General features: G+C 60.5%; 14 protein-coding genes. 7 read left to right on the top strand and 7 right to left on the bottom strand.

Annotation, left to right across the window (positions count from 1 at the left end):
* The first annotated feature begins 67 nt into the window (after positions 1-67).
* A complete protein-coding gene (locus KGA97_RS27235) occupies positions 68-250 on the top strand; it encodes a hypothetical protein (RefSeq protein ID WP_008030471.1) in 183 nt (60 codons plus the stop codon).
* Positions 251-354: 104 nt separating this feature from the next.
* Complete coding sequence (locus tag KGA97_RS27230; RefSeq protein WP_192226000.1) at positions 355-1,554, top strand: MFS transporter; 1,200 nt, start codon at positions 355-357, stop codon at positions 1,552-1,554.
* On the opposite strand, the gene arfB is transcribed toward KGA97_RS27230, so the two are convergent.
* The 7 genes from arfB to KGA97_RS27195 form a co-directional block, all read right to left on the bottom strand.
* On the bottom strand, positions 1,551-1,964 hold the full coding sequence (gene arfB / locus KGA97_RS27225; RefSeq protein ID WP_003222786.1) for an alternative ribosome rescue aminoacyl-tRNA hydrolase ArfB: 414 nt from the start codon (positions 1,962-1,964) through the stop codon (positions 1,551-1,553). The genes KGA97_RS27230 and arfB overlap by 4 nt on opposite strands.
* A gap of 212 nt (positions 1,965-2,176) precedes the next feature.
* Positions 2,177-3,589: an amino acid permease gene (locus KGA97_RS27220; RefSeq protein ID WP_008042687.1), complete on the bottom strand. Its 1,413-nt coding sequence runs from the start codon at positions 3,587-3,589 to the stop codon at positions 2,177-2,179.
* Between the two features lie 853 nt (positions 3,590-4,442).
* Positions 4,443-5,696 carry a 23S rRNA pseudouridine(2605) synthase RluB gene (rluB, locus tag KGA97_RS27215; RefSeq protein ID WP_008030465.1) on the bottom strand — a complete coding sequence of 418 codons (1,254 nt, stop codon included), beginning with the start codon at positions 5,694-5,696 and terminating at the stop codon, positions 4,443-4,445.
* Between the two features lie 364 nt (positions 5,697-6,060).
* Positions 6,061-7,041 carry an SMC-Scp complex subunit ScpB gene (scpB, locus tag KGA97_RS27210; RefSeq protein WP_207285386.1) on the bottom strand — a complete coding sequence of 327 codons (981 nt, stop codon included), beginning with the start codon at positions 7,039-7,041 and terminating at the stop codon, positions 6,061-6,063.
* A gap of 11 nt (positions 7,042-7,052) precedes the next feature.
* Positions 7,053-7,811 carry a segregation and condensation protein A gene (locus tag KGA97_RS27205; protein WP_404943248.1) on the bottom strand — a complete coding sequence of 253 codons (759 nt, stop codon included), beginning with the start codon at positions 7,809-7,811 and terminating at the stop codon, positions 7,053-7,055.
* A gap of 63 nt (positions 7,812-7,874) precedes the next feature.
* The gene (locus KGA97_RS27200) at positions 7,875-8,504 is read right to left on the bottom strand and encodes an L-threonylcarbamoyladenylate synthase (RefSeq protein ID WP_032832737.1); all 630 of its coding nucleotides are present in this window, start codon (positions 8,502-8,504) and stop codon (positions 7,875-7,877) included.
* A 13-nt stretch (positions 8,505-8,517) separates the two neighbouring features.
* Complete coding sequence (locus tag KGA97_RS27195; protein WP_008030458.1) at positions 8,518-9,381, bottom strand: PHP domain-containing protein; 864 nt, start codon at positions 9,379-9,381, stop codon at positions 8,518-8,520.
* An 87-nt stretch (positions 9,382-9,468) separates the two neighbouring features.
* Between KGA97_RS27195 and KGA97_RS27190 the strand changes: the two genes are divergently transcribed.
* From KGA97_RS27190 to KGA97_RS27170, 5 genes are all read left to right on the top strand, one after another.
* Positions 9,469-10,065 (top strand): septation protein A, encoded by a 597-nt coding sequence (locus tag KGA97_RS27190; protein WP_008042693.1) that lies wholly within the window; start codon positions 9,469-9,471, stop codon positions 10,063-10,065.
* Between the two features lies 1 nt (position 10,066).
* Positions 10,067-10,366: a YciI family protein gene (locus KGA97_RS27185; RefSeq protein ID WP_007984134.1), complete on the top strand. Its 300-nt coding sequence runs from the start codon at positions 10,067-10,069 to the stop codon at positions 10,364-10,366.
* A gap of 109 nt (positions 10,367-10,475) precedes the next feature.
* The gene (locus KGA97_RS27180; protein ID WP_223481837.1) at positions 10,476-10,889 is read left to right on the top strand and encodes a translation initiation factor 2; all 414 of its coding nucleotides are present in this window, start codon (positions 10,476-10,478) and stop codon (positions 10,887-10,889) included.
* A 7-nt stretch (positions 10,890-10,896) separates the two neighbouring features.
* Positions 10,897-11,574 (top strand): response regulator transcription factor, encoded by a 678-nt coding sequence (locus KGA97_RS27175; protein WP_008030451.1) that lies wholly within the window; start codon positions 10,897-10,899, stop codon positions 11,572-11,574.
* Positions 11,575-11,857: 283 nt separating this feature from the next.
* Entirely contained in the window at positions 11,858-12,307 is a 450-nt protein-coding gene (locus tag KGA97_RS27170; RefSeq protein WP_008030449.1) for a hypothetical protein, read from the top strand.
* The last annotated feature ends 97 nt before the right edge of the window (positions 12,308-12,404 follow it).

Below are 12,404 nucleotides of genomic sequence, written 5' to 3'. Positions count from 1 at the left end.
ATGCCAGACCGTGTGGAAAGCGCTAACATGCGCTTTCCACACCGCCTGAACCCTTGAGTTGCACACCATGACCGATGACTTTAGCGAGACCCAGGCCAGCGTTCTGATCGGCACCGCCGAGAAGATGATCGAGATCTGGAATCGCCTCTCCCCCGAGAAACAAGCGGCATTGCTCGCCCGTTTCGGCAGCGAAGAAAATGCCCTGGCCGCCCTGGTCACGACACAACTGGTCGCCCCCGCCAAACCCTGATTCGCCCCCCACCCGGCAAATAGTTTTACTTTTCCACGCCCGCGGCCTCTCACGCCGCTATCATAAGCAGCCTATCTATCCTGCTTTCCCGTGGACCTTTACCCATGTCTGAAAACCAGCGCCCCCTGGCGGTCACGCTGCAAGTCGTTTCCATCGTCCTGTTCACTTTTATCGGCTACCTCAACATCGGCATTCCCCTGGCCGTATTGCCCGGCTACGTCCACAGCGATCTGGGTTTCGGTGCCGTAGTCGCCGGCCTGGTGATCAGCGTGCAATACCTGGCCACCCTGCTCAGCCGTCCATACGCCGGGAAAATCATTGATAACAAGGGCAGCAAACTGGCGGTCATGTATGGCCTCGCCGGTTGCGGCCTGAGCGGCGTATTCATGCTGATTTCGGCCTGGACCCAAAGCCTGCCGATGCTGAGCCTGATCAGCCTGTTGATCGGCCGCCTGGTGCTTGGCAGCGCGGAAAGCCTGGTGGGCTCGGGCTCGATCGGCTGGGGCATCGGCCGGGTCGGCGCGGCGAACACCGCCAAAGTGATCTCGTGGAACGGCATTGCCAGTTATGGCGCACTGGCCGTCGGCGCACCGCTCGGCGTGTTGCTGGTCAGTCAGTTGGGCTTGTGGAGCATGGGCGTGAGCATCGTGTTGCTGGCCGTGCTGGGCCTGGCGCTGGCCTGGCCGAAAACCGCCGCGCCCATCGTGGCCGGGGAACGATTGCCGTTCATGCATGTGCTGGGTCGAGTGCTGCCGCACGGTTGCGGCCTGGCGCTGGGTTCGATCGGCTTCGGCACCATCGCCACCTTCATCACCCTGTATTACGCCACGCAACATTGGGACAACGCGGTGTTGTGCCTGAGCCTGTTTGGCGCGAGCTTCATCGGCGCGCGGCTGTTGTTCGGCAACCTGATCAACCGCCTCGGTGGTTTTCGCGTGGCGATTGCCTGTCTGTCGGTGGAAACCCTCGGGCTGTTGCTGCTGTGGCTGGCACCGGATGCTCATTGGGCCTTGGCCGGCGCGGCGCTGAGCGGTTTCGGTTTTTCCCTGGTGTTCCCGGCGCTGGGCGTGGAAGCGGTCAATCTGGTGCCAGCGTCCAGCCGTGGCGCTGCGGTTGGCGCGTATTCGCTGTTCATCGATTTGTCGCTGGGGATTACCGGACCGTTGGCGGGCGCGATTGCCGCCGGATTTGGTTTTGCTTCGATCTTCCTGTTCGCCGCAATCGCCGCTTTGAGCGGTTTGGCACTGAGCGTTTACCTGTACAGGCAAGCGCCCAAATATCGTGAAGAGCGAGACGCCCGCTAGAAATCGACCTTGCCGCGCCCGGCCTTGATGCTGCCGCGCTTGGTCTTGGATTCGAGCCGACGCTTCTTCGAGCCGAGGGTCGGCTTGGTCGGACGGCGTTTCTTTTCGACCTTGGTGGCGCTGAGGATCAACTCGGTCAGCCGCTCCAGCGCATCGGCGCGATTGGCCTCCTGCGTGCGGTATTGCTGGGCCTTGATGATCAACACGCCGTCGCTGGTGATGCGGCTGTCACGCAGCGCCAGCAGCCGCTCCTTGTAGAACTCGGGCAAGGACGAGGCCGGAATATCGAAGCGCAGGTGCACTGCGCTGGAGACTTTGTTGACGTTCTGCCCACCGGCGCCCTGGGCGCGGATGGCCGTCAATTCGATCTCGGCATCCGGTAGATGCACGTTGTTGGAAATCACCAGCATGGAAAAGCGTCCGTATTCAGAGTGCGCAGGATACCTTGATTAGCACCGTCCCTGTGGGAGCCAGCCTGCTGGCGATGAGGCCGTGTCAGTCGACATCATCATTGCCTGACCTGCCGCTATCGCGAGCAGGCTCGCTCCCACAGGTGTTTTGTGTGTACCCCAGAAACAACAAACCCGGCACATGGCCGGGTTTGTTGTGTCTGCGCGCTGCGTTATTTCACTGCAGCCTGCAACGTTTGTTGAGCACTGCGCTTGTTCTTGATGCCGTAGCAAATCCACATGAACACGACCCACACCGGAATCGCGTACACCGAAACCTGAATGCCCGGGATCAACAGCATCACGCCAAGGATGAACACCACGAACGCCAGGCAGATGTAGTTTCCGTACGGATACCACAAGGCCTTGAACAGCGGCGTCTGCTTGGTCTTGTTCATGTGCTGGCGGAACTTGAAGTGCGAATAGCTGATCATCGCCCAGTTGATCACCAACGTGGCCACCACCAGCGACATCAACAGTTCCAGCGCGTTTTGCGGGATCAGGTAGTTCAACAGCACCGCAATCAGCGTCACCGCCGCCGAAGCGAGGATCGAACGCACCGGCACGCCGCGCTTGTCGATCTTCGCCAGGGCTTTCGGCGCATCGCCCTGCTCGGCCATGCCCAGCAGCATGCGGCTGTTGCAGTAGGTGCCGCTGTTGTACACCGACAACGCCGCGGTCAGCACCACGAAGTTGAGGATGTGCGCGGCGGTGTTGCTGCCGAGCATCGAGAACACTTGCACGAACGGGCTGCCGCTATAGGAATCGCCGGAGGCGTTCAGGGTCGCCAGCAGGCTATCCCATGGCGTCAACGACAGCAGGATGACCAGTGCGCCGATGTAGAAAATCAGGATCCGGTAGATCACCTGGTTGATCGCTTTCGGGATCACGGTTTTCGGTTTGTCCGCTTCTGCTGCGGTGAAGCCGAGCATTTCCAGGCCACCGAAGCTGAACATGATGATCGCCATGGCCATCACCAGACCACTGACGCCATTCGGGAAGAAACCACCGTGGGACCACAGGTTGGTCACCGACGCTTCCGGTCCGCCGTGCCCGCTGACCAGCAAGTAGCTGCCCAGGGCAATCATGCCGACGATCGCCACGACCTTGATGATCGCGAACCAGAACTCCGCCTCGCCAAAGACTTTGACGTTGGCCAGGTTAATGAGGTTGATCAGCACGAAGAACCCGGCTGCCGAGACCCAGGTCGGGATGTCCGGTGCCCAGTAGTGGATGTATTTGCCGACGGCGGTCAGCTCCGACATGCCCACCAGAATGTACAGGATCCAGCAGTTCCAGCCCGACAGGAAACCGGCGAAACCGCCCCAGTATTTGTGCGCGAAGTGGCTGAAGGAACCGGCCACCGGCTCTTCGACGATCATTTCGCCGAGCTGGCGCATGATCATGAAGGCAATGAAGCCGCAGATGGCGTAGCCGAGGATCATCGACGGGCCGGCGGATTTCAGTACACCGGCCGAGCCGAGGAACAGGCCGGTACCAATCGCGCCACCGAGGGCGATCAGTTGAATATGACGATTCTTCAGGCCGCGTTTCAGCTCGCCTGAATGCGAGTTTTGTCCACTCATGAAAAGGGTCTCACGCAAGGTTTGATGATGTTCAATAGACGTTGCTGCTCGGTTGCGACTTTAAGCAGCGCCGATCAAACCCCAGCGCAGGCACCAGGAGTTCAGCGTATTTACAACGGTCATGCGTCACCTGTTTGTTTTTATCTGTGACGAAATCGAACCCGACACGCTCGTGACGCGGCGGAGTGAACAAGGCGGATAGCCTTGAGGTTTGCGCAGGTGCGCAGGAGGTCACAGGTAAAACGCGGCGCATTGTACACCGCTAACCCCCTGCTGCCAGACACCGCTGGATCAGCGCGTCGGTTGCCGGGATTGCCTGTGTCCGCCCCGAGGGTTTCGGGCGGCTGCAAAAAGAGAGTCAGACCTTTGCGGGTCGTCGGCGTGAGCGATAGGAAAACCGCCCCACGGGGAGAGATGGAGATGAGTCACGGCGTACATTGCGCCTCCTTTTTGTTATGCACCTGCACGACAGGCATGGGGCGCATGACACCCTTCTGGAGCCGCTGAAACAAGCGGGCCAGAGAGCTGAAAAAGGTCTAAAGGCTCATAGAGCGGAAGAAATTTCTTACGGTTATCGCCGGAGGGTGGTTTCGCGAGGCCAATCGGCAGAAATCGTCAGGTTTTCTTTACGAGGCGTAACACCTATTTTCCACCCTGACTTTGGCAGTGCTCCCACTGACGCCTTCGCGGGCAAGCCTCGCTCCTACAGGTATCGCGGCTCACGGAAACGGCACCGAACCTGTAGGAGCGAGGCTTGCCCGCGAAGACGGATTCACAGACAACTCACCACTTAAGTCAGGGCCAAAAAAAACGCCAACCCGAAGGTTGGCGTTTTTCATCTGCCGCTCAGCCCTTACTCAGGCTTGCGACGACCGAAGCCCGGACGCTGGCCCGAACCGGCTGGCGCGCCGCGGCGCTTGCCCGATGGTTTGTCACCCTCGACCAGTTTGATCCCCGGACGTTTTGGCGCTGGCTTGGCCGGGCGCTTGGTGTCCGAAGGACGATCCGCCACTGGCGTACCGCGACCAGACTCTCCACGACCCGCAGGGGCACCGCGGCCTTCGCCACGTTCAGTGCGACCGTTGGCCGGACGCGGCGTGCGTGGACCACGCTCGCCGTCGGCGCGTGGCGCTGCTGGCTTGCGGGCTGGACGCTCGCCTTCGATATGCGGTTCACGGGTATCGCGCGGTGTAGCAGCGGACTGGTTACCGATGGCAGGACGCAACGAACGCACGCGCTCGGTCTTGCCCATCGGACGCGACGATTTACGCTGCATACGGTCGAGCTTGTCTTTGCTCTTGGCGTTCATCTGCGGCATGGCCACAGGCGTCAGACCCACTTCCGCACTCAGAATGTCGACTTCGTACTGGCTCATTTCGCGCCAGCGACCCATCGGCAGGTCGGAGTTGAGGAACACCGGACCGAAACGCACGCGCTTCAGACGGCTGACCACCAGGCCCTGGGATTCCCACAGACGACGAACTTCGCGGTTGCGACCTTCCATCACCACGCAGTGGTACCAGTGGTTGAAACCTTCGCCACCTGGCGCTTGCTTGATGTCGGTGAACTTGGCCGGGCCGTCTTCAAGGACGACGCCTGCCTTCAGACGCTCGATCATCTCGTCATCGACTTCGCCACGCACACGTACCGCGTATTCACGGTCCATTTCGTAGGAAGGGTGCATCAGGCGGTTGGCCAGTTCACCGTCGGTGGTGAACATCAGCAGGCCGGTGGTGTTGATGTCCAGACGGCCGATGTTGATCCAGCGACCTTCTTTCGGACGCGGCATCTTGTCGAACACGGTCGGACGGCCTTCCGGGTCAAGGCGGGTGCAGATTTCACCGTCGGGCTTGTTGTACATGATCACGCGGCGTACCGACTCGGCGGCTTCTTCGCGCTTGATCACCTTGCCATCGATGGTGATGGCGTCGTGCATGTCGACGCGCTGCCCGAGGGTGGCGTCTTTGCCGTTGACCTTGATGCGGCCGTGGCTGATCCAGGCTTCTACGTCACGGCGCGAGCCGACGCCGATACGGGCGAGGACTTTCTGCAGTTTCTCGCCTGCTGGGCCGATTTCCTGGTCGTCTTTCTGGTCGTTGATACTCATCTGGGCACCTCCCGGTGTGGTCTGTTCAGGCTTTGCCTGAAGAGTTGAAAGCTTGTACTTGGGCGAAGGGATCGCCGAAGGGTCGCGAATCATACGCTCATGTCGGCGTTTGCGCATCAGAGACTAGCTGATGAATGGCCAGTTACCCGGATTTCCGCCGACCGGTGGTACCGAGTTTGATCAGACGCAGCATCGCTTCGGTGAGGACTGGGCAGACGCTGATGCAGGGGGCTTTCCAACGCAACCTTGTAGGAGCCGGCTTGCTGGCGATGGCGGTGGGTCAGTCGACATGTTTAGCGGCTGATATACCGCTATCGCCAGCAAGCCGGCTCCTACAGGGGGCTCATCGTCTACGAGATTTGGGTCAGTCTTCGAACTCGCGGCGTTCGGCTTCGATGGCTTCGGCGAGGGCCCGGGCTTCGGCTTCTTCGTCGGACAACTCGGGTTCAGGCTCGGGTTTCGGCTGTTCGAGCGCGGCGACGGCGGCCAGGAGCTTTTCGCGCGCCTCAGCCACACCGAGCACATCATCTTCCCGTTCTTCTTCGACGGTGGCTTCTGGTTCGACTTGAAGTTCAGCCTCAATGACCGCTTCCGGCTGCGCCAAAACCTCTTCGGTCACGCTCATCTCGCCATCACGCAAAATGTCATCGAAGTCGGTCTTGAGCCCCTCCTCCATGGTGTCCAGCTCCAGCAACAACGTATGGAAGCTGGTTTCTTCTTTCGGCTCTTCCGGCTCGGCGCTGGCGTCCGCCAGTTCCTGCAAACCGGCTGGCACGGGCGCATCGTCGAAGTCGAGCACCGGGTCAGGCTCCAGCTCGCGCAGTTCTGCGAGCGGCGGCAGATCGTCAAGATTCTTCAGGTTGAAATGATCGAGAAACGCCTTCGTCGTCGCAAACATCGCCGGCTTACCGGGCACGTCGCGATAACCGACGATGCGAATCCACTCCCGTTCCAGCAACGTCTTGACGATGTGACTGTTGACCGCCACGCCCCGCACGTCTTCGATCTCGCCCCGGGTGATCGGCTGGCGATAGGCAATCAGGGCCATGGTTTCGAGCATGGCGCGGGAATACCGCTGCGGGCGCTCTTCCCACAAACGCCCGACCCACGGCGAGAATTTTTCGCGGATCTGCAGGCGATAGCCGGAGGCGACTTCCTTCAGCTCGAACGCACGGCCCTCGCAGGACTTGGCCAGAATCGCCAAGGCTTTCTTGAAGACCGGCGGTTCCGGCCGCTCGCCCTCCTCAAAGAGTTCGAACAGGCGTTCAAGCGATTGCGGTTTTCCCGAGGCCAACAGAAAGGCTTCAAGCAATGGCGCCAGCTCGCGGGGTTCAGTCAGGTTCATGATTCAACTCGTTATTCGGCTCGGGCTCGCACGTGGATCGCCGCGAACGGCTCATTCTGCACCAGCTCGACCAAGGATTCCTTGACCAGTTCGAGGATCGCCATAAAGGTCACCACCACCCCCAGGCGCCCTTCTTCGGCAGTGAACAGCTCGACAAAGGGCACGAAACCGCCCCCCTTGAGCCGCTCCAGCACGTCGCTCATGCGTTCGCGCGTGGACAGCGCCTCACGGCTGACCTGGTGGCTTTCGAACATGTCGCCACGACGCAGCACCTCGGCCATGGACATCAACAACTCGGACAGACTCACATCCGGCAACAGCTTGCGCGCCCGAGCTTCCGGGGCATCCAGCTTGGGCACCACCACATCACGACCGACGCGGCTCAGGCCATCGATGCCTTCGGCGGCTGCCTTGAAGCGTTCGTATTCCTGCAAGCGACGGATCAGTTCGGCGCGCGGGTCGTCTTCTTCGTCTTCGATGGTTTCGGCGCGCGGCAACAGCATCCGCGATTTGATTTCGGCCAGCATCGCGGCCATCACCAGGTACTCGGCGGCCAGTTCCAGGCGCACCGACTGCATCAACTCGACGTAACCCATGTACTGGCGGGTGATTTCCGCCACCGGGATGTCGAGGATGTTGATGTTCTGTTTGCGGATCAGGTACAGCAGCAGGTCGAGGGGGCCTTCGAAGGCTTCGAGAAAAACCTCGAGCGCATCCGGCGGAATGTACAGGTCCAGCGGCATTTCCAGCACCGCCTGGCCATAGACCATGGCGAACGGCAGTTCTTGCTGGGCGCCGGCCTGACTGTCGATAACGGGTTCTACTGCAGACATTTACGCCTCGGCCATGAACGGCGTCGGGTCGCCGCAACCGACGCGGATCACTTCCGGCTCGCCATCGGCGAGGTTGATCACCGTGGACGCCTTGATCCCGCCGAAACCGCCGTCGATGATCAGGTCCACTTGATGCTCGAGCAATTGGCGCATTTCGTAAGGATCGCTCAGCGGGTCGGTGTCGCCCGGCATGATCAGCGTCACGCTCATCAGCGGTTCGCCGAGTTCTTCCAGCAGCGCCAGGGCAATCGGATGGCTTGGCACACGCAGGCCGATGGTGCGCTTTTTCGGGTGCAACAACAGCCGCGGGACTTCACGGGTGGCGTTGAGAATGAAGGTGTAAGGCCCCGGCAGGTGCGCCTTGAGCACGCGGAAGGTGCCGGTGTCGATCTTGGCGAACAGCCCGAGTTGCGACAGGTCGCAGCAAATCAGCGCGAAGTTGTGCTTCTCGTCCAGTTGACGCAACCGGCGCACGCGCTCCACGGCATTCTTGTCACCGATCTGGCAACCAATGGCGTAGGAAGAGTCTGTGGGATAAATCACCACCCCGCCGTTGCGGATGATCTCGACAGCCTGTTTGATCAGGCGCGCTTGCGGGTTTTCCGGATGTATCTGGAAAAATTGACTCACATTCTCTACCTGTTCAGACGGCGGCAATAATTGGGTCATGTTTGAATCGACACCACAGTGGTGGCAGATCCTCCGGGAGCGGGCGGTATTCACCGATCTCGGACCAGCCTCCAGGGCCATGAAAATCACTGCCAGCGCTGACCAGCAGACCGAACTCGCGGGCGAGAATCGCCAGGCTGCCCACTTGCTCGGCGGGCTGATGGCCATTGACCACTTCGATAGCGTGGCCCCCAGCTTGAATATAGTCAGAAATCAGGCGGCGACGCTTGCTGCGAGTGAAATCGTAGTGCCAGGGATGCGCCAGGCTCACCCAGGCTTTTGCGGCGCGCAGGGTTTCGACGGTCTCTTCCAGGGTCGGCCAGTGTTGCTTGACGTCCCCCAGCTTGCCGGCGCCCAGCCATTTGCGGAACGCTTCGGCGCGATCCTTGACGAAACCTTCGCGCACCATCCAGTCAGCGAAGTGCGGGCGGGCCGGCGCGTTGCCGCTGTCGCCCAGTTCCTGTTGAATCGCCCGGGCGCCCTCCAGCGCACCCGGCATGCCCTTCAACGCCAGTTTGCGGCTTATTTCTTCGGAACGTAGCCAACGGCCATCGTGCAACTTGGCGATTGCATCGACCAACGGCGCGGCATTGACATCAAATCCGTAGCCCAGCACATGAATGGTTGCGCCGCCCCAGGTGCAGGACAACTCGACGCCGTTGACCAGTTGCATCCCCAGCGCCGTTGCGGCGCTACGGGCCTCATCGAGGCCTTCAAGGGTGTCGTGATCGGTCAAGGCCAGGACTCGCACGCCTTTCTCGAACGCACGCGCAACCAGAACCGCAGGCGCCAGGGCGCCATCGGAGGCCGTGCTATGGCAGTGCAAATCAACATTCACAGGGATGTGTAACCTCAAATCAGCCGGCGCTATCGCGCGCCCATATGTTTGTTATTATGCCGCCACATCCTGCTTCTGGCTGCCACTGTGAAACAATTCATCGATTTCATCCCGCTCCTGCTGTTTTTCATCGTATTCAAAATCGATCCACGGGTCGTCGACATCGCCGGTCATCCAGTGACTGTAGGCGGTATTTACAGCGCCACGGCAATGCTGATCATCAGCTCCCTGGTGGTGTACGGCACGCTCTTCATCAAGCAGCGCAAGCTGGAAAAAAGCCAATGGCTAACGCTTATCGCGTGCCTGGTCTTCGGTAGCCTGACACTGGCGTTCCACAGCGAGACCTTCCTGAAATGGAAAGCCCCGGTGGTCAACTGGCTGTTTGCCCTGGCGTTCATCGGCAGCCACTTCATCGGTGACCAGCTGCTGATCAAGCGCATCATGGGCCACGCACTGACCCTGCCGGACCAGGTCTGGACTCGCCTGAACATCGCCTGGATCGCATTTTTCCTGTTCTGCGGTGCCGCCAACCTGTTTGTCGCGTTCACGTTTCAGGAATACTGGGTCGACTTCAAAGTCTTCGGCAGCCTGGGCATGACGCTGTTGTTCCTGGTCGCTCAGGGTATTTACCTGTCCCGCCACTTGCACGACGCCGATACCACCACGCCAAAAACCGAGGACTGACATGCTTTACGCAATCATTGCCACAGACGTCGCCAATTCCCTGGAAGCCCGCCTGGCCGCACGGCCTGCACACCTTGAGCGCCTGCAAGTGCTCAAAGGTGAAGGTCGTATCGTATTGGCCGGCCCGCACCCGGCGGTCGACAGCAATGACCCGGGCGCTGCGGGTTTCACCGGCAGCCTGATCGTCGCCGAATTCGATTCCCTGAGCGCCGCCCAGGCCTGGGCCGACGCCGACCCGTACATCGCTGCAGGCGTCTACGCCAACGTTTTGGTCAAGCCGTTCAAGCAAGTCCTCCCGTAAAATCCCCCCGTGCGATGAACCTTCCCGGTTCATCGCGCTCTCAATCGCTCATTATTCTCGTTTGCCTGCCGACAACCTGCCCAATAATCGATTGGATTCAGGAGCTCCGATGCGCAAAGGTCCGTTGTGTCTGATGTTGGTCACGTTGTCGATCGTGGCGCCCGCCCACGGTGAAGAAAGTGCCGCCGGTGGTAGTTCGACGCCTCTGTCCTTGAGCGCCGGGAGCCAGATCAGCGAGTTGCAGCAACGCTTGAAGGTGAGCGAACTGCAACGAGAAGAACTGAGCAAACAACTGCAAAGTGCAGATGCCGAACGCGAAAGCCCTCAGCTGAGCCGGTTGCGCCAGGAGAATCAGCGTCTGAAGCTGCAACTCAAGGAAGCCCAGGCCAGCAGTCCGCTGCCGCGCTTTTTGACAGACCAGCAGCAATGGTTCGTGATCGGCGCAGGAGTTGCGCTATTGGCCCTGCTCTGCGGTATCTTCGCCAGTGGTGCAAGTCGAAAACGTCGACAATGGCTAAATTGAGTGAGTCATGAGCGAGCTGTTATTAATTGATGACGATCAGGAGCTGTGTGAGCTTCTGGTCAGTTGGCTGAGCCAGGAAGGCTTTCATGTCCGGGCTTGCCACGACGGTCAGAGTGCTCGTCGCGCGCTGGCTGAAACGTCCCCGGCGGCGGTGGTGCTGGATGTGATGCTGCCGGACGGCAGCGGCCTGGAACTGCTCAAGCAATTGCGCAGCGACCATCCGGAATTGCCGGTGCTGATGCTCTCGGCCCGCGGCGAACCTCTGGACCGCATCCTGGGCCTGGAACTCGGCGCCGACGATTACCTGGCCAAACCGTGCGACCCACGGGAACTGACCGCCCGCCTGCGCGCCGTCTTGCGCCGCAGTCATCCGGCGGCGGTGTCCAGCCAGCTTGAACTGGGCGATCTGTGTTTCAGCCCGGTGCGCGGCGTGGTCAGCATCGATGAACAGGAATTCACCCTCACCGTCTCCGAAAGCCGCTTGCTCGAAGCCTTGCTCAAGCAGCCGGGCGAGCCGCTGGACAAACAGGAACTGGCGCAGATCGCCCTCGGTCGCAAGCTCACCCTGTACGACCGCAGCCTGGACATGCACGTCAGCAACCTGCGCAAAAAGATCGGTCCCCACCCCGACGGCCGCCCGCGCATCGTCGCCCTGCGCAGCCGTGGCTATTACTACAGCCTCTGATCCCCAGCGATGACCGCGTCGTCTGCATCGCCGGCAAGCCGGCTCCTACAGGTTCGGTGAATACAACCTCCTGTAGGAGCTGGCTTGCCGGCGATGGCGGCTTACCTGACACACCGCGTTGTCTGAATCGCCGGCAAGCCGGCTCCTACAGGTTTGGTGTTGTGTCAGGTGGATGCCAAACCGTCTTTACCCAAGCTTTACGCTCCGCTGACCGCCGCTGACCTTGATCTGCGTAATCTGTACTCATCCGGAACGTACCGGGAACGAGACAAGGAGATTCACCATGCGCAAGACTCTTATCGCTCTGATGTTCGCTGCCGCCCTGCCAACCGTTGCCATGGCCATGCCTGAAGGCGCCGGCCCAATGGGTGGTTCGATGGACGGCTCGCGCCACGGCGGTCAGATGCACGGCATGCACGGCAAGGGCCCGTACAGCCAACTGGACCTGAGCCGCGAACAGCGCGAGCAGATCCGCAAGATCATGGGCGAGCAGATGCACGAGCGTAAGCAAGTGGTCGACAAATACCTGGAAAAACTCTCGCCAGCCGACCAGAAAGCCATGAAAGATGAAATGGCCGCCAACCACAAGAAAGCCGAGGCCGATGTGCGCGCCCTGCTGAAACCGGATCAACAGAAGCAATTCGACGAGATCCAGAAAAAACAGGCTGAGCGCCGCGCCGAATGGGCCGAGTTCAAGGCCTGGAAAGCGCAACAACCGCAAAAAGCGCAATAATGCGCTGACCCCGGACCCAACGGCTGTACACCGTTGGGTCTGATACCACCCTGTTCAATGTGGGAGCGAGCCTGCTCGCGATGGCGGTGTATCAGAC

This window comes from Pseudomonas sp. BF-B-15, from assembly GCF_019946675.1.
In the GTDB taxonomy this organism is placed as follows: domain Bacteria; phylum Pseudomonadota; class Gammaproteobacteria; order Pseudomonadales; family Pseudomonadaceae; genus Aquipseudomonas; species Aquipseudomonas migulae.
This window is presented reverse-complemented; position numbering and strand designations above follow the sequence as displayed.